Origin of the sequence: Spirillospora sp. NPDC029432 (assembly GCF_040703975.1) — a bacterium.
Lineage (GTDB): Bacteria > Actinomycetota > Actinomycetes > Streptosporangiales > Streptosporangiaceae > Spirillospora.
Genome location: NZ_JBEZWH010000028.1, coordinates 75,718 through 94,052 on the forward strand (window position 1 = coordinate 75,718; position 18,335 = coordinate 94,052).

At 73.0% G+C, this 18,335-nt stretch carries 9 protein-coding genes; 6 read left to right on the plus strand and 3 right to left on the minus strand.

Features of this window, described 5'->3' with window-relative positions:
- Positions 1–11: 11 nt before the first annotated feature.
- The 3 genes from AB0881_RS22550 (at position 12) to AB0881_RS22560 (ending at position 5,003) form a co-directional block, all read left to right on the plus strand.
- Entirely contained in the window at positions 12–2,747 is a 2,736-nt protein-coding gene (locus tag AB0881_RS22550) for an MMPL family transporter (protein ID WP_366619504.1), read from the plus strand.
- Positions 2,748–3,779: an alpha/beta hydrolase-fold protein gene (locus tag AB0881_RS22555; protein WP_366619506.1), complete on the plus strand. Its 1,032-nt coding sequence runs from the start codon at positions 2,748–2,750 to the stop codon at positions 3,777–3,779.
- Between the two features lie 120 nt (positions 3,780–3,899).
- Entirely contained in the window at positions 3,900–5,003 is a 1,104-nt protein-coding gene (locus tag AB0881_RS22560) for a hypothetical protein (protein ID WP_366619508.1), read from the plus strand.
- Between the two features lie 21 nt (positions 5,004–5,024).
- Here AB0881_RS22560 and AB0881_RS22565 read toward each other — a convergent pair whose 3' ends face one another.
- Positions 5,025–5,915 carry a helix-turn-helix transcriptional regulator gene (locus tag AB0881_RS22565; protein ID WP_366619510.1) on the minus strand — a complete coding sequence of 297 codons (891 nt, stop codon included), beginning with the start codon at positions 5,913–5,915 and terminating at the stop codon, positions 5,025–5,027.
- A gap of 122 nt (positions 5,916–6,037) precedes the next feature.
- Between AB0881_RS22565 and AB0881_RS22570 the strand changes: the two genes are divergently transcribed.
- On the plus strand, positions 6,038–6,850 hold the full coding sequence (locus AB0881_RS22570; protein WP_366619512.1) for an aminotransferase class IV family protein: 813 nt from the start codon (positions 6,038–6,040) through the stop codon (positions 6,848–6,850).
- Positions 6,851–6,858: 8 nt separating this feature from the next.
- Here the strand turns inward: AB0881_RS22570 and AB0881_RS22575 are convergent, their stop codons facing one another.
- Positions 6,859–8,106 carry a glycosyltransferase gene (locus tag AB0881_RS22575; protein WP_366619514.1) on the minus strand — a complete coding sequence of 416 codons (1,248 nt, stop codon included), beginning with the start codon at positions 8,104–8,106 and terminating at the stop codon, positions 6,859–6,861.
- A gap of 10 nt (positions 8,107–8,116) precedes the next feature.
- A complete protein-coding gene (locus AB0881_RS22580) occupies positions 8,117–10,117 on the minus strand; it encodes a DHA2 family efflux MFS transporter permease subunit (RefSeq protein WP_366619516.1) in 2,001 nt (666 codons plus the stop codon).
- A 260-nt stretch (positions 10,118–10,377) separates the two neighbouring features.
- On the opposite strand from AB0881_RS22580, the gene AB0881_RS22585 reads away from it, so the two are divergent.
- Both AB0881_RS22585 and ccrA read left to right on the plus strand, forming a co-directional pair.
- The gene (locus AB0881_RS22585) at positions 10,378–16,947 is read left to right on the plus strand and encodes an SDR family NAD(P)-dependent oxidoreductase (RefSeq protein WP_366619518.1); all 6,570 of its coding nucleotides are present in this window, start codon (positions 10,378–10,380) and stop codon (positions 16,945–16,947) included.
- Positions 16,922–18,277: a crotonyl-CoA carboxylase/reductase gene (gene ccrA, locus AB0881_RS22590; RefSeq protein ID WP_366619520.1), complete on the plus strand. Its 1,356-nt coding sequence runs from the start codon at positions 16,922–16,924 to the stop codon at positions 18,275–18,277. The genes AB0881_RS22585 and ccrA overlap by 26 nt, the downstream gene beginning before the upstream one ends.
- Positions 18,278–18,335: the final 58 nt, after the last annotated feature.

An 18,335-nucleotide genomic window follows, 5' to 3' on the forward strand; every position in this document is an offset into this window, starting at 1 on the left:
ACAGGAGAACCATGCTGGCGGGGCTGGGGCGTCTGATCCACCGTGGACGCTGGCTCAGCCTTGTCCTGATCCTGCTGCTGACGGCGGGCGCCGGTGCCTGGGGCATCGGCGTCTTCAGCAAGTTCAAGCAGGGCGGCTTCGAGGACCCCAAGGCGTCGTCCACGCTGGTGGCGAAGCTCGGTGCCAGCTATTTCGGCAGCACCAACCCCGACCTGCTGGTGCTGTACAGCAGCGACACCATGACGGTGGACGACCCGCGCTACATGGCGAGCGTCGTCACCACGGTGTCGCGGCTGCCGAAACAGCAGGTCGCCGAGCTGATCTCGTACTGGTCGTTCGCGGAGAAGGACGCGGCGCCGTTCGCGAGCAAGGACCGGCGCAAGACGTTCGTGTCGATCAAGCTTGAGGGCAAGGACGACGTCACCAAGCTGGCCAACTACGAGGCGGTCAAGGAGCGGTTGCAGGCGCCCGGCCTGCACGCGGAGCTGGGCGGCAACATCCCGCTCGGGGTGGAGTTCGGCGAGCAGGTGGTGGCCGACATCATCCGCGCCGAGATGATCACCGCGGGGCCGCTGCTGATCCTGCTGATCGTCCTGTTCGGGGCGCTGGTCGCCTCCCTCCAGCCGATGATCGTCGCGGTGTTCTCGATCGTCGGCGGGCTGGCGGTGCTGCACGGCGTCACGTACCTGACCTCGGTGACGTCGTTCGCGCTGGAAGTCGTCACGATGATGGGTGTCGGCCTGGCGATCGACTACTCGCTGTTCATCGTGAGCCGGTTCCGGGAGGAGCTGGCGCGCGGCATGGACGCCGCCGGCCTGCCGCCCGGGAAACCCTGGAAACGCATCGGCGACAGGAAGCGGCGCCGCGCCGACAAGAAGGCGTACAAGCGCGCCCTGGATCCCGTCCGGCAGGCCGCGCTGGTCCGCACCATGGGCACCGCGGGCCGGACGATCATCGTCTCCGGCATCACCGTGTCGGCCGCGCTCGGCGGCCTGCTGCTGTTTCCGCAGATGTTCCTGCGGACCATCGGGCTGGCCGGTATCGCGACCGTGATGGTGGCGGTGTTCGGCGCGACCGTACTGCTGCCGACCATGCTGGCGCTGCTCGGCCCCAAGGTCGAGGGCGGCCGGATGCCGTGGCGGCGTCCCGGCGCGAAGCGCGCGCAGCGCGACCCCGACAGCGGCTTCTGGTACCGCCTCGGGCACAGCGTGATGAAGCACCCCGTCCCGTACTTCGCGGTGGTCGTGGTGATCCTCGGAGTGCTGTTCCAGCCGTTCCTGAACGTGCAGTTCAGCAGCGTGGACGCGCGCGTGCTGCCCAAGGAGAGCGCGACCCGGGCCGTGGTCGAGACGGTCAAGAGCGAGTTCCCCAGCGGTTCCACCGAGCCGATCGACGTCGTCGTCTCGGGCGACCTCATCCCCCGGAACTGGGTGCCGGGCCGGGGCGAGGCGATCCCGCCGTACCTGGAGGCGTTCCGCAAGCGGCTGGCCGGCATGCCGGGCGTGACGGACGCGCAGTTCACCGGCTACTCCGGCACGTACGGCGGCGTGCGCATCTCGGTCACGCACAAGTACGACCCGATGGCCAAGCAGGCCCAGGACCTGGTGAAACGCCTGCGCGCCCTGGATCTGACCAAGGGCGACTACCCGATGCACATCGACGTCGGCGGCAGCACGGCGAGCCAGATGGACCTGATGTCCAGCCTGCTGCGCACGCTGCCGATGATGGCGCTGGCCGTCGGGATCGCGACGTTCGTCCTGCTGTTCATGTTCTTCGGCTCGATCGTGCTGCCGCTCAAGGCGATCGTGATGAACGTGCTGTCCATCGGCGCCTCGTTCGGCGCGATCGTGTGGGGGTTCCAGTACGGCCATCTGGCCGGCCTGCTGGACTTCACCCCGACCGGCGGCGTCGAGGCCACCAGCATGATCCTCATCCTCGCCGTCGTGTTCGGGCTGTCGATGGACTACGAGGTCTTCCTGCTCAGCCGGATCCGGGAGGAATGGGACCGTACCCATGACAACCGGACGGCGGTCGCGGTCGGCATGCAGCGCACCGGCAGCATCATCACCAGCGCGGCGCTGCTCTTCCTCGTCGTCATCGCCGCGTTCAGCCTGGCGGGCATCACGGTCGTGAAGCTGATCGGCGTCGGGATGTTCGTCGCCGTCGTCGTGGACGCACTCCTCGTCCGGTCGCTGCTCGTCCCGGCCACGATGCGGTTCATGGGCTCCGCCAACTGGTGGCTGCCGCGCCCCCTCGCGGGCCTGCACGCCCGCATGGACCTCCGCGAACGCGACATCCTGCCCGACGCGGGCCCGTCCAAGAGTGCCGATCGGCCCCTCCCGTACGCCCTCCGCTGGGAGGAGACCCCTGCGGCCCCGCCCCAGCCACCCGCCATGGCCGCCGCCACCCCGCCCCTGCCCCGCAGGCGGTCCACCCGCCACGAAACACCTCCGCCCGCCCCGCCGCACCCGGCCCTCCGCGAACCGCCACCCGCGCCCGTCCCCGTCCCGTCCGGACCCGGCGGCGGCGCGCCGCGGCCCCGGTACGGCAACCCGGGGGCCGGGCGCCCGCAGACTTCGGGGGAACCGCACGGCCCGCCCCCCGCCACGTCGCCCGAGGGCCCCTGGGCTCCCTGGGCGAACGGGCCGCCGCAGCCGCAACCCAGACACAGCACCCGTAGCAGACGCGAGATCGTTCCCGACCCAGACGGCTCAGGCTGGCGCTGGCGGGACACTGGAGGAAGCTGAATGACGACCGGAACCCGACGCCGTGCCGTCCGGCGGATCGGGGCGGTGACGGCCGCCCTGGTCCTGGGAGCGACGGCCCCCGCCCTGTCCGCGCTCCCGGCGGCCGCGAGCGCCGGATTCAAGAAGGCGGACGGCGGCGCCACCATCACCGCCTACCGCTGGCTCAACAAGGGCAAGACCGCGTTCGACTTCACCGTGAAGTCGCCCGCCCTCGGCTCGTCGCAGAACGTGCGCGTGCTGGTTCCCAAGGGCTGGAAGTACGACTCGCAGCAGAGCTGGCCGGTCGTGTACGCCTTCCACGGCGGCGACGACGAATGGGTCTCCTGGACCCGCAGCACCGACATCGAGCAGCTGGCCGCCAAGTGGGGCGTCATGGTGGTGATGCCCGAGGGCGCCAACGGCTCGTACACCAACTGGTGGAACGGCGGTAAGGGCGGCAGCCCCCGCTGGGAGGACTTCCACCTCCAGGAGGTGCGCCAGCTCGTCGAGCGGAACTACCACGCGGGCGGGTCGCGGGCCACGATGGGCGTCTCGTCCGGCGCGCAAGGGGCGTGCTCGTACCCGGGCCGGGCGCCGGGGATGTTCCGGTACGCGGCCTGCTTCAGCGGCGTCCTGTCGATGCGCCACCCGGGCATCCCGTCGCTGCTGATGTTCATCAACAGCGGCAACGGGAACGACCCGTACGCCATCTGGGGCCTGCCCTGGGTCGACAAGGCGAACTGGGACGCCCACGACCCGCTCCAGCTGCTGCCCCGGATGAAGGGGACCCGCTTCTACGTCTCGTCCGGTACGACGGGCGAGCCGGGCCCGCTGGACTCCCCGAACCTCGCGCCGTGGGACATCGGCCTGCTGAGCGAGCGCGCGATCGGCCCGACGGTCCAGGCGTTCGCCAAGGAGGCCAAGGCGCAGGGCATCCCCGTCACCGCGCACATCTACGGCGACGGCCGGCACGCGTGGCGGTACTGGAAGCGCGAGATGCGCACCGCGTGGCCGTCCATGATGAAGTCGCTCGGCGCCAAGCGCGTCGACTGACCGACCGGCGAGCGAGCCCCGGCCTCTCCTCCGTCCGAGAGGTCCGGGGCTTCGCCTTTCAGGAGGGGCGACATGTCATACTTCGCCCCGAATAGTGGATCTCGATGGGCAGGGGCGCGGGTGGAGCTGCGCGATATCGAGATCCCTGGAGCAGGCCCGGCTGGCAGCACGGCCATCAACGCCATCGCGGACCGGGTGGAAGTCCGGAACCGGGGTGATCGTCTTTTCGTCGGAACCGGCATGACCGAAATCGATCCGTTCACCGTTCCGGATTCGCCGGACGCTTGGCGTGCCCTTGCCGCCGAGTGGGCCGGTACGTCAGGTGTTCTCTCGCAGCGGTATGCCGAGCTCATGCAGGGAGCGGTCGCCCACCTGGGTACGGAGACGCACACCCTGGCGTGGACGCTGGGCATCCTTACGCTGGCGACTCGGCTGGACGGTGAGGCGCTGCCCGATGCGGCGCCCGTCGTGGCGGCTCTGAGCGCGGTGGCCGAGCGGCTGGACGGCGCGCCCTGCGACCACACCGACCACCCGTATCTGACGGACTTCGACGATGAGGATCTCGACTGGGATGTCCGGCCGGAGGATACGGCACTGCGGGCCGTGGGCGCCGGACCGCCCCTGGACGATCCCGGCCGGTGGAGGTGCCCGCGCAATGTCGCCGGGTTCGCGCGGGCGGCGGCCGAGGCCGTGTCCCCGGGCGCCTTCGACGACGTGCCCGTCCGGGCCCCCGCGAGTGTCGGGCAGGGCCTGGAGTTCCTCGCCGACGTGGTCTATGACTACCCTCACGGCGACCCGTACGAGAACCTCGTCGACCGGGCCCGCGAGCTGCTGGAGGCCGCCCGCGACGATACGCCCGAACTACCGGGCCTGGTGTTCGCCAACTGCGCGCTGCTCTGGTACGCCGTCTCCGAGCGGGTCGACTCCGTCGAGGTCCTGGACGAGATCATCGCCGCCCACGAGGCCGCCGCGCGACGCTGCCTGGAGTCCCCGGCCTGCGACCACGACGCCCATCCGGACCTCTCCGACTTCGAGAGCTACCGCAGAAACGCCGAACTGATCCTCACCCCCGGAGGACGGCGCGCCTACCGGTGGCAGCAGCGATCGCTGGGCGGTCTCCCGCTGGAGGCCTGGATCTGCCGAGACAACGCCGGCGTCGAATCCGAACTCGCGCTGGACGAGCTCCGCAAGGCCCGCGCGGGGTTGACCGCCGAAGAGGGTTAGCCGCTCTCGGCTGGGTCTGTACTAGCGTGTCGCGGCGGCGCCTTCGCGGCTGATCAGCAGGCGCAGGTTCTCGGCCGCGGCCGAGCCGGGCGGGGCGTGGTAGACGGTCAGGCACTGCTCCGGATCGTCGGGCAGCCGGAACGACTCGAACGACAGCGGCAGTTCCCCGGCCAAGGGGTGGCGCAGCAGGCGGGCGCCGTGGCTCCTCTCCTTGAGTTCGTACGTGGCCCATAGGCGGCGGAAGTCCTCGCTGCCGGACGACAGTTCGCTCACCAGGGTCGCCAGGTGCGGGTCATCGGGGTGGCAGCCCGCGTACTGGCGCAGCGCCCCCGCGGTGTCGGTCGCCTTGGCGTGCCAGTCGGTGTGAAGGTCGCGCAGCCCGCGGTCGAGGAAGACGAGCCTGGCCATGTTGCGCTCGTGCGGAGGCAGCGCGCCCCAGTCTCCGAACACGGCGGCCGCGGGCGCGTTCCAGCCGAGGATGTCCAGGCGGTGGCCGGTGACGTACGCGGGAGTGGAGTCGATGGCGGCGAGCATGGAGCGCATCGAGGCCCGCAGGCTCTCACGGTGCGGCGGTACGGGGGCCTTGCCGGGCGGGCAGTCGGCCAGGTCCCTCAGGTGCCGTCGCTCGGCCGGCGACAGCCGCAGGGCGCGGGCGAGCGCGTCGAGCACCTCGGCCGAGACGTTGCCGCCCCGGTCCTGCTCCAGCCGTGTGAGGTAGGCGACCGAGACACCGGCGAGGAGGGCGAGTTCCTCGCGGTGCAGGCCCGGTACGCGCCGGTGCCGTCCGTAGGCGGGCAGGCCGGCGTCCTCGGGTGCCAGGCGGGCGCGGCGGCTGCGCAGGAACGCGCCGAGCGCGGCGGGCGGGGCGATGTCCTCCATGTGATCGACAACGTCGGCGGGCGCGCGCGTCATCCTGATCCTGGCGGTAGTAGGCACAGCAGGGGGCTGGGTGTCGCGCGCACGGCGCGGCAGGCTGCGTGGCAGACCCGTCCGGCCCGGACGGGCGATCGACTGGGAATCGACTGGGAGAGGCCATGAGCGTCGCCGTGCAGCACGAGAACCTTGTCCACCGCAACGGGCGTCCCGCGACCGCCGATGATCTGGCGCCGCTGGCGTTCGCCGGGTTCGCCCATTTCACCGCCATGCAGGTGCGGGACGGCGGTGTCCGCGGCCTGGACCTGCACCTGGAACGGTTGCGGTCGGCGTCGCTGGAGCTGTTCGGGCGCGCGCTGCCGGACGAGCTGGTGCGCTCCCACCTGCGGGCGGCGCTCGCCGCGGCCCCGCGGGACCTGTCGCTGGTGGCGACAGTGTACTCACCGGCGGGTGAGTTCACCGCCACCGACGCGGATCCCGACGTGCTGGTGCGGACCGGCCCGGCCGCCTCCGGTCCCGCCGGCCCGCTCGCCCTGGCTGTCGTCGAGCACGAGCGCTACCTGCCCGCCATCAAGCACGTGGGCGAGGGCGCCAAGACGCATCTGCTGCGCCAGGCCGTCGCGCGGGGCTTCGACGACGCGGCCTTCCTGGACCGGCGGGGACGGTTCAGCGAGGCGACGATCTGGAACCTGGCGTTCTGGGACGGGGACACGGTCGTCTGGCCGGTGGCCGACAAGCTGGCCGGCACCACCATGGGAATCGTCCGCCGCCGCCTGGAGGCGCTGGGCGTGCCGCAGCGGGACGCCGAGATCGGCCCCGGCGACCTGCCGGAACTGGCGGGCGCGGTGGTGATGAATTCGTGGACGCCCGGCATTCCGGTGCACAGGATCGGCGAGGCGTGGCTGCCGCACGCGCCGTCCTTCCTGGAGGCGCTGCACCAGGCGTACGAGTCCGAACCGCTGGTGGCGCCCTGAGTGCGGGATCAGCGGAGGGTGTCGAGGACTTCGCAGGCGCGGGCGACGCCGTCTTCGGCTGTGATGCGCTGGGCCAAGTGTCGGGCGCGCTCGGCCATGCGGGGTGTTTCGACGGCCTTCCGTATGGACGCGGCCAAGCGTTCCACGCTCAGCTGGGCGAACGGCAGCGGCGGCGGGCCGGCGCCCAGGGCCGCGATGCGTTCGCCCCAATACGGCTGGTCACCGAAGAACGGGCAGACGACCGTGGGGACGCCCGCGCGCAGGCCGGCGGACGTCGTTCCAGCGCCTCCGTGGTGCACGACGGCGGCCATGCGGGGGAAGAGCCAGGTGTGCGGTACGTCCCGTACGGCGAGCACGTCATCGTCCGACGTGCCGGGATCCCCCTGGACGACGCCGCGTACGCCTGCCTTGCGCAGGGCGGCGCGTACGAGGGCGTCCGTCGCGTCCGGGTCTTTGGGGCGCATGCTTCCGAAGCCCACGTACACGGGTGGGGGTCCGGCGTCCAGGAACGCGGTGAGGTCCGGCGGCGGGGTCCAGCGCGGCTCGTCCAGGAACCAGTAGCCCGTCATGTGGACGTACGGGGCCCAGTCCCGGGGGCGCGGGACCACGGAAGGGCTGAAACAGGCGAGGACGGGACGGCCCTCGGCCCGCGCCCGGCGCATGGATCCGCGGAACGGCAGACGGGGCAGACCCAGCACGTCACGGCGCCACGGGTTGATGAACGGGCGTCCGAGCTGCCAGGCGACCTGTTCGATGGCGTGGTAGCCCAGCCTGTTTCCCCAGGGGCCGAGGCGTCGCGTCTGCGGCAGGAACGGGTGCGGGAACGCCCCGGTCGGCTCGCTCGGCTGGAAGTGGATCAGCCCCCACGGGACCCGCAGGTGCTCCCCGAGGTGCTGCGACAGCATCCCCAGCGTGGGCCCGAGTACGAGGTCGGCGCCCTTGGCGGCGCCCAGGCACTCGTCCAGCAGCCGTTCGGCCATCGGCCCGAGGATCCGCCGGAAGCCGCCGAGGAACCGCACCGGGTTGCGTCCACCGGCCAGCAGCTCCTGCCCGGCGTCAGAGTCCAGGATCTCCGTGGGGTCGGCGGTTAGAGGCGCGAGCTCCATCGGGCCCGCCTTCTCGACCATCCCCGCGTACCGGGCGCTCGCCACGAGGCGCACATGGTCGCCTCGCGCCACAAGGGCCTGGCCCAGCGCCACGCAGGGCTGGATGTCGCCCCGCGACCCCGCCGCCACGATCACTACGGTCCGGCTCACGGCGCCCTCCTCACCAGGCGTCCCGGCGCGGCGGCCGCGCCTCGCCATCGTCCTCCTCCGGCACGTACGGCCGGTACCACCCGGAAGGCGGCGGCGGAGGCCACTCCGTGCCGGCGCCGCCGTCCCCCGCTCCCGGATGGGCCGGATACCGCGCCGGTGCCGTGTGCACCGGCCCGTCGGCGATGACCGCGAGCCCGTCGCGCGGGGTGTGCCCGTCGCGTTCCACGGGCGGGAACGTTGGGAAACCCTCGTCCCCGGCGGTGTCCCGGGGGCTGGGCGGCGGCTTCACGACCGCTTTGGGCGGGCGAACGTCCGGCCCGCGCCCGCCGAGCGGATCCCGCGCCGACCCACCGACCGGCCCTGGCGGCTGCCCCTTGTCGAACCAGCTGCCCGCGGAGGCCGACCCCTTCGCGTCCCCTGGAGGAGCGAGATCCGGCCAGGACGGGCCCGCGGTGGCGGGGCGCGGCGCGGGGAGATCGGCGGCGGCCGGGCCCGGCGATGCGAGTCCCGGGCCGCCGGCGGTGAGCTCCGAGGCCGGCGGGCCGGTGGGGGCGCCCACCGGGACGGGCTCCCTGGACGGGGCGGGGGCGGGACGCGGCGTGACGATCGAGTGGCGGCCGTGTTTCGGGCCGAGCCAGCCGCGCCGGCTGGGCAGGGTGAGGGCGCTGATCACGCCGCCGAGCAGGACCAGGGAGGCGCCGAGGACCAGGCCGGACGCGGTGCCGTGCCGGAACGACTCCAGGGCGGCGGCGTCCGCGCCCTCGGGCGGGATCTCGTGGATGAGGAGCCCGACGATGGCGATGCCGAACGCGCCGGAGACCTCGCGGATGACGTTCAGGATGCCGCTCGCCAGGCCGGCCTGCTGCTCGGGGACGGCCTTGAGGACGTACATCGCCAGCGGCATGCACATGGCGGAGCCGACGCCGACGATGAGGACGCCGGGCATCAGCTCGGCGAACCCGTCGTCCTGCCGCAACAGCGAGAACAGCACCATGCCGAACGCCATCGCCGCCATGCCGCCGCCGATGGCGATGCGCGGGCCGAGGCGGGAGGCGAGCCAGAACGACACGGGCGTCATCACCATGACGGCGATCGCCGAGGGGAGCATGACCAGGCCGGACTCGGTGGGCGAGAAGCCCAGGTAGCGCTGCAGGAACGTGGCCGAGTAGAAGATCATGCCGTTGAAGCCGATGCCCCACATCATCTGGGACAGCAGGCCGCCGACGAAGACGCGGTTGCGGAAGAACCGCAGGTTCATCATCGGGTCGGGCGCCCAGCTCTCGACGACGACGAAGCACAGCAGCGCGATGGCGGAGAGCGCGAACACGGCGAGGACGGCGGGGTCGGCCCAGCCGAGCTGGCGGCCGGACTCCAGCCCGTACGCCAGCGCGAACACCATCGTCGCGGAGATGAGGACGCCGGGGAAGTCGACGCGGGCGTCGCGGTTCTCGCCCTTGGACGTCAGCACGACCGTGCCGAGGCAGATCACCAGGATCCCGACCGGGACGTTGATCAGGAAGATCCAGCCCCAGTGCCAGTGGGTGACGATGATCCCGCCGATGGTGGGGCCGAGGGCGGTGGCGCCGCCGGCGGCGCCGACCCAGACGATCGTGCCGAGCGAGCGCTGCTTGTCGGTACGGCCGACGGTGACCATGACCAGCGTCGCGGGCATCGCGAGCGCGGCGCCGGCGCCCTGCACGACCCGGCCGAGGATCAGCACGCTGTCGTCGGGCGCGAGCCCGCAGACGGCGGACGCGGCGGTGAACAGGACCATGCCCGTCGTGAACGTGACCCGGCAGCCGTAGATGTCGGTGAGCCGGCCGCCCGCGATCATCAGGCAGGAGTACATCAGGATGTACGCCGTGGCCACCCAGTCCTTGGCCGCGTTGGACAGGCCGAGCTCGCGGATGATGGTGGGCAGCGCGTTGGTGACCACCGTGTTGTCCATGGTGATCATGAACGCGCTGACGGCGACCACCGCCAGCGCCCATCGGTATCGGCCCCGGGTCACCTGTACGCGCGGCGCGTTCCCGGCCGGAAAATCGCCGCTTCCCCCTTGTGGGTATTGTCACTATTCGCTTGCGGGCGGTCACCGCCCCGCGTGTTTCGCGGGGCACGCCCAACTATGCCATCACGCCACATTGGTTACTTACGAGTCTTGTCATCGCCGTGACAAGGCCCGGATGAGAAAAGTGGTCTGGATGCGCATCGGGTCCCGGGCACCGTGGGACAAAGTGGTCCCTCCGCTTCGAACGATTGGGATCCACCCGCATGCACAGCAACGATCGTTCCGGAGCCGCGCAGGCCCAGACGCGGATCAGCGAGGATTCGATTCGTCGGCACCTGATCGACCAGATCGCGCGCCGCTCCCGGATCACGTCCGAAGAGATCGACCCGGACCGTCCCCTGGAGGAGTTCGGACTCGGTTCCCGCGACGCGGTGGCGATCGCGGGCGAGCTGGAGCAGATGCTCGGCCGCGCCCTGCCGGCGACGCTGGTCTGGGAGCACCCGACGATCAACAGGCTCTCCGCCGCGCTGGCCTCCGGGGCGACGGCGCCCGTGCCCGCGCCGGAGCCGGTCCGCCGTACGGAGTCCGACGAGCCGGTCGCGGTGATCGGGATCGGCTGCCGGTTCCCGGGCGGGGACCGCGACCTGAACGGGCCGGGCGACTACTGGCGCTTCCTGACCGGCTCAGGGGACGCGATCCGCGAGGTGCCGCAGGGCCGCTGGGACCCGTTCGACGACGGCTCGCCCGAGGTCGGCGACCTGTTGGCGCGGACGACGCGGCTCGGCGGGTTCCTGGACGACGTGTCGCAGTTCGACGCGCGGTTCTTCGGGATCACGCCGCGCGAGGCGGCGGTGATGGACCCGCAGCAGCGGCTCGTCCTGGAGGTGGCCTGGGAGGCGTTCGAGCACGCGGGGCTCGCGCCGGCCGGGCTGCGCGGCAGCCGCACGGGCGTGTTCGTGGGCGTGTCGGCGCCCGAGTACGCGGCGTTCACCGCCGCCGACCTGGCGTCGCTGGAGGCGTTCACCGCGACCGGCGCGGCGCTCAGCATCATCGCCAACCGGCTGTCGTACCTGCTGGACCTGCGCGGCCCCAGCATGATCGTGGACACCGCGTGCTCGTCGTCGCTGGTCTCGACGCACCTGGCGGTACGGGCGCTGCGCGCGGGCGAGGCGGACGTGGCGCTGGCCGGCGGCGTCAACGTGCTGCTGTCACCGACGATCACGATGACGTTCGACCAGGCCGGCGGGACGTCCGCGGACGGCCACTGCAAGGCGTTCGACGCTTCCGCCGACGGAATGGTGCGGGCCGAGGGGTGCGGCGCCGTGGTGCTCAAGCGCCTTTCGGACGCGCTGCGCGACGGCGACCGCGTACTGGCCGTGGTAAGGGGCTCGGGCGTCAATTCCGACGGCCGTTCCAATGGGCTCGTCGCGCCCAATTCTGACGCTCAGAAATCACTCCTGCGCGAAGTGTATTCGACGGCCGGGATCGACCCGCACGAGGTCGATTACGTCGAGGCGCACGGGACCGGGACGTTCCTCGGCGACCCGATCGAGGCGAAGGCGGTCGGCGAGGTCCTCGGGGTGGGCCGCGAGCCCGGCTCCGAGCTGCTGCTCGGCTCGGCCAAGTCCAACCTCGGGCACATGGAGTCGGCGGCGGGCATCGCCGGGCTGATCAAGGCCGTCCTCGCGCTGCACCACCGGACGATCCCGCCGAGCGCGCACTTCAAGGAGCCGAACCCGCACATCCCGTTCGAGGAGCTGCGGCTGGCGGTCGTGGCGGAGGAGACACCGTGGCCCGACCGCGGCCACCCGGCGCGCGCCGGTGTTTCGGGCTTCGGGTTCGGCGGGACGAACGCGCACGTCGTCCTGGAGGAGGCGCCGCCCCAGAAGGTCGCGGACGAGCCCGTCTCGGTCCGCACGTACGCGCTGTCGGACACCAGCGACGACCGCGTCCGCGAGCACGCCGGCGTCCTGGCCCGCTGGGTCGCCGAGAACGACGGCGTCCGCCTCGCCGACCTGGCCCTCACCCTGCACCGGCGCGGCGCGCGCGGCCGTTCCCGCGCGGCCGTCGCGGCGCGCGACCGGGCCGGGCTGGTCGACGGCCTGACCGCGCTGGCGGAGGGCCGCCCGCATCCCGGTGTCGTGACCGGCACGGCGCTCGGCGTCCCGGGCCGCCCGGCCTGGGTGTTCTCCGGGTACGGGGCGCAGCGCCCCGGCATGGCGCAGCGGCTGCTGGAGGAGGAGCCGGCGTTCGCTGAGGCGATCGACGACCTGGACGCGCTGTTCCAGGAGGAGGGCGGCCCGGAGCTCTGGGACCTGCTCGAACAGGGCCGCAAGCCGGCCGGACCCGGCGAGACGATGCCGGTGCTGTTCGCGGTGCAGATCGCGCTCGCCCGCACGTGGAAGGCGTACGGCATCACGCCCGGCGCGGTGATCGGCCACTCGATGGGCGAGGTTGCGGCGGCCGTCGTCGCCGGACGGCTGACCGCCGCCGACGGCGTCAAGGTCATCTGCCGCCGCTCGCGGCTGCTGGAGCGGCTGGTCGGCGGCGGCGCGATGGCCGTGCTGGGCGCGTCCGCCGCCGAGGTGGAACGGCTCGCGCACGACCTGCCCGAGGTGTACGCGGCGGTGCACTCCTCGCCGAAGCAGACGGTCGTCACCGGCGACGCCGCGCAGATCGCCACTGTGGTGGAACGCGCCGAGGCCGAGGGGCGGCTGGCCCGCATGGTCCAGGCGGAGGGCGCCGGCCACTCGCCCCAGGTCGACCCGCTCATCCCCGACCTGCGCGCGGAACTCGACGGCGTCGGCGCCGAGCCCGGCACGCCGCTGGCCGACGGCATCCGCCTCTACACGACCGCCCTGGACGACCCGCGCGCCGAGCCCGAAGCGCTCGACGCCGCCTACTGGGCCGCCAACCTGCGCAACCCGGTCCGGCTCACGGACGCGGTCGCGGCGGCGGCCGAGGACGGTTTCCGGACGTTCGTCGAGGTCAACGCGCACCCGATCCTCGCGCACGGCGTCGGCGAGACCCTCGAAGGGACCGGCGCGTTCGTCACCCACACGCTCAAGAAGGCGCGCAAGGGCCAGGAGACCGACGACGCGCTGACGTTCCACGCCCAGCTCGGCGTGCTGGCCGCGCACGGCTTCACGGTGACCGCGCCGGTGGACGGCGGCGTGATCGACGTTCCGCCGGCGCCGTGGCGGCACGAGTCGCACTGGGTGGACCACTCCAAGCGGCCGTCCGGGAGCCGGGACGAGCACCCGCTGCTGGGCGCGCACGTCGAGCTGCCCGGCGAGGACCGGCACGCCTGGCGCGCCGATCTCGGCACGGCGATGTGGGACTGGCCCGCCGAGGCCCGCGTGCACGGGCTCCGCGCGCTGCCGGTCGCCGCGTTCGCGGAGATGGCGCTGGCCGCCGGAGCCGAGGTCCTCGGCACGGACGCCGTGCGCGTCAACGGCCTGTGGATAGAGCGGCCGCTCGCGCTCGCCGAGCACACCGTCGTGACGACCACGTACGACGAGGACGAGCAGCGCGCCGAGATCCACGCCCAGACCCCCGCCGGGACCTGGGTGCGGCTGGCCGGCGCGGACGTCGCCGGCGACCACCGCGAGCCGCCGGCGGCGCCGGCCGGCGCGCTGACCGAGGTCGCGGGCGCCGAACGCGGCAGCCGCCACTACCGCCTGCACCCCGAGGTCTTCGGCCGCTGCCTGGACGTCCTGTCCGCCGAGGCCGCCGCGGTCACCGGAAACAGCGGAACGTGGCTGGCCGAGACGGTCGGCGGCCTCCGCGTGTACGGGCCGACGCACCGCGGCGGGCACGTCCTGGCCGAGGCCGTCCAGGACGGGGACCGGACCGTCGGATCGGTCCGGCTGCTGGACGACGCCGGCGAGGTCCTGGCCGAGGCGACCGGGATCGTGCTGCGCCGCGTCGAGCGCTCCGACGTGCCCGTGCCGCTCGCCGACAAGCTCGTCGAGGTCGTCTGGGACGAGACGGAGGCACCCGAACCGGCCATTGCCGAGGGCACGTTCCTGCTGCTCGCCGAGGACGACGACCCGTTCGCCACCGCGGCCGGCGAGGAGCTGGAGGCGCGCGGCCACCGCGTGATCCGGCACCGGCTGAGCGAGCGGCCGCCGGACGCCCACCCGCCGATGGCCGGCGACCCGCCGGACGCGGTCGTCCTCGTCCCGCCCCCCGGCCTGGTGGACGAGGCGCTCGTCCTGACGGTCGCGGGCATCAGCCGTTCGCTGCCGGACGGGCCCCGCCTGTGGGTCGCGACCCGCGCCGCACTGCCCGTCCGGGACGGCGAGGCGGGCGAACCGGCGCAGGGCTTCGTGCGGGCGCTGACCCGCGTGCTGGCCTTCGAGCGGACCGCGCAGCGCGCCACCCTCGTCGACGCCGACCGCCCCGCGGACCTGGCGGCCGAGGTGCTGGGCGACGGCGCCGCGCGCGAGGTCGCCTGGCGCGGCGGGGCCCGGTACGCGGCCCGCCTCGCGCAGGCCCGGCCGCCCCACCCGCCTCCCGGCGCGCCGTCCGGCAAGACCGCTGCGAAGGGACGGCGCGCCGGGGGAGCGCGGCGCCGCGCGGTGCGCCGCGGCGGCGCGTACGTGATCACCGGCGGGTACGGCGGCATCGGCCTGGTCACCGCCCGGCTGCTGGCCGCCCGCGGCGCCGGCCGGATCGTGCTGTCGGGCCGGTCGGGCCCGGACGCCGACGCCGAGAAGGTGATCGCGGAACTCCGCGAAACAGGCGTCGACATCGGCGTCGTGCTCGGCGACATCGCCGCACCGGGCACCGCCGGACGGCTCATCGAGGTCGCCCGCGAGGGCGGCCGGACGCTGCGCGGCGTCCTGCACGGCGCCGGCGCGATCGACGACCGGCTGATCGCCGACCTCGGCCCGGACGACCTGCGCCGGGTGTGGCGGGCCAAGGTCGAGGGCGCCCGGCGGCTGAGCGAGGCCCTCTGGGACGCCGACCTCGACTGGTTCGCCATGCACTCCTCGGCCGCAGCGCTGCTCGGCTCGCCCGGCCAGGCCGCGTACGCCGCCGCCAACGCCGCGATCGACGCGCTGGTCCCGTACCGCCGCGCGCACGGCCGTACCGGCACGACGATCAACTGGGGCGCCTGGTCGCGGGTCGGCGGCGCCGCCGATCTCGACCTCGCGGTGATCGACCCGATCAGCCCGGACGAGGGCGCCGAGGCGCTGGAGGCGCTGCTGGCCGCGGACCGTCCGGCGACCGGCGTGCTGAGGTTCGACCCGGCCGCCGCCGTCGGCCTGTTCCCCGAGATCCGGAACATCCCGTACTTCGCCGCGCTCACCGAGGCCGCCGGCGCCGCGACCGCCGACGCGTCCGGCTGGCCGGGCGTCGAGGCGCTCAAGGACCTCGACCCGGTCACCGCGCGGCGCCTGATCGCCGAGCAGGTGCGGTTCCGGATCGCGTCCGTGCTGGGCTTCGACCCCGAACGGCTCGACCCGGCCGTGCCGCTCACCGACCTCGGGCTGGACTCCCTGGTCGCGGTACGGATCAAGAGCGGCGTCGAGCACGACCTCGGCCTGACCGTGCCCGCGTCCGTCCTGCTCCAGGGCGCGAGCGTGAACGTCTTCGAGGAGTGGGCGGCCACCGAACTCGGCCTCGCCGCCGCCGAGGCGCCGCCCGCGCCGCCCGCCGCTGCGGCCGCGTCCGCGGCCGCGTCCAATGCCGAGGCCGGGTACGTCATGCCGCGCGACGCCGCCGAACGCCTCGCCGTCCGGATCTTCGAGGACGTCCTCGGCCTCGACCGCGTCGGCGTCACCGCCGACTTCTTCGCCGATCTGGGCGGCCACGAGCACCAGGCCGACCTCGTCGTCGCGCAGGTCGCCACGGAGCTCGGCGGCGAGGTCACGCGGGGCGAGCTGTTCGAGACACCGACGGCCGAGCACGTCGCCGAGTTCATCCGCGCCGCCGACGAGGAGGCCGCCCGCCAGACGGTCCGCCCCCTCCGCCAGGCCGGCACCCGCCGCCCCCTCTTCATCGCCCACCCCGCCGGCGGCACCACCGCCTGCTACCGCCAGCTGACCGGCCTCCTCTCCGCCGACCAGCCCGTGTACGGCCTCGAACGGTTCGAGGACGCGCCCTCCGTCGAGGAGCGCGCCGCCCGCTACGTCCGGCACCTCCTGGAGGTCCAGCCCGAGGGCGCGTTCCGCCTCGGCGGCTGGTCGTTCGGTGGCGTCCTCGCGTACGAGACGGCGCGGCAGCTGACCGCCGCGGGCCGCGAGGTCGAGTTCGTCGCGCTGTTCGACGCCGGGCTCCCCCTCCCGGTCGAGGACGAGTCCGACACGCTCGCCCGCCGCTTCTCCGCGTTCGCCGACTACATCAACGAGACCTACGGCCTCGGCGTCTCGCTCACGTACGAGGAGCTCGCCGGCCTCGACGAGGAGGCGCAGTTCGCGCTGGTCATGGAGCGGGCCGCGCCGCTCGTCGACCACATCCCGCCGGCCGCCCTCACGCACCAGCTCACCTCGCACCAGGACACCCGCTCGCTGGAGGCGTACGAGCCCGGACCGTACGACGGCCGCGTCATCCTGTACTACGCGCCCGAGGAAACACCCTGGTCGGTGAAGGACGCCCGCTACGTGCTCGACGGGACCAACGGTTTCGGCGGGCTCTGCCCCGCCTTGGAGATCGTCACGATCCCCGGGGTGCACCACTTGAACCTGCTCGACCCTCCCGGGGTCGAGGAGATGGCCGCGCACCTGGAGGCACAGCTCGCCGCACGTGAACTGCCAGAGGCTCGCCCGCACGACCCCCAGCGTCCAACGGAGGAGATCCATGGCTCAGCCCGCGTCGTCCAGTGACCTGCTCGTCGCCGCCCGCTCCGGCGCGAGCGGGCAGGAACTCGTGGACATCGAACTGCCGTCCACGTTCCGCGCCGCGTACACGCTCAAGGACGAGGTCGGCATCTTCGACGGCCAGACCGACAAGGACGTCCGGCGCTCGCTGCACGTGGGCGAGGTCGCCATGCCCGAGCTCGCCCCGGACGAGGTCGTCGTCGCCGTCATGTCGGCCGCGATCAACTTCAACACCGTCTGGTCGGCCATCTTCGAGCCGGTCCCGACGTTCGCGTTCCTGGAGAAGTTCGGCCGGCAGGGCTGGCACGGCGCCCGGCACGACCTGCCGTACCACATCCTCGGCTCGGACGCCGCCGGCGTCGTCGTCCGCACCGGCCCCGGCGTCAAGAGCTGGAAGCCCGGCGACCACGTCGTGGTCTCCCCGTCGTACGTCGACGAGGAGGACCACGGCTCGTACGACGACGGCATGATGAGCGAGTCCCAGCTGGCCTGGGGCTTCGAGACGAACTTCGGCGCGCTCGGCGAGTTCTGCATCGCCAAGGCCAACCAGCTCATCCGCAAGCCCGCCCACCTCACGTGGGAGGAGGCCGGCTCCAACACCCTCTGCGCCGCCACCGCGTACCGGATGCTCGTCGGCAAGCACGGCGCCCGGATGAAGCAGGGCGACGTCGTGCTGATCTGGGGCGCCACCGGCGGGCTCGGCGCGTTCGCGACCCAGCTGGTCAAGAACGGCGGCGGCATCCCGGTCGCGGTCGTCTCGTCCGAGGAGAAGGCCGCCCTCGCCCGCGCCCAGGGCTGCGAGCACATCATCAACCGCAACGAGCTCAACCTCGGCGAGGAGGGCATGCGGAACCGGAAGGCCGGCCGCATCCTCGGCGAGGCCATCCGGAGCCTGGTCGGCGAGGACCCGCAGATCGTGTTCGAGTACCTCGGCCGCGAGACGTTCGGCGCGTCCGTCTACGTCGCCAAGCGCGGCGGAACGATCATCACGTGCGGGTCGTCCACCGGCTACAAGCACGAGTACGACAACCGCTTCCTGTGGATGCGGCTGAAGAGCATCATCGGCTCGCACGGCTTCAACTACCACGAGGCCGTCGAGGTCAACCGCCTCTTCGGCCTCGGCATGATCCACCCGACCCTGTCGGCCGTCTTCCCGCTGGACGAGGCGGGCGAGGCGACCCGCGCCGTCCAGACGAACCAGCACGTCGGCAAGGTCGCCGTCCTCTGCGGCGCCGAGAAGGAGGGCCAGGGCGTCACCGACCAGGCCCTCCGCGACAAGATCGGCGAGGAGCGCCTCAACCTGTTCCGCCACACCGGGTCGTCGATCCTCCGGTAGCCGGGCAGCTGGTCGGCCTTCTGGCCGTGCTCGCGGCCGCCCTGGCCGTTGCCCTGGC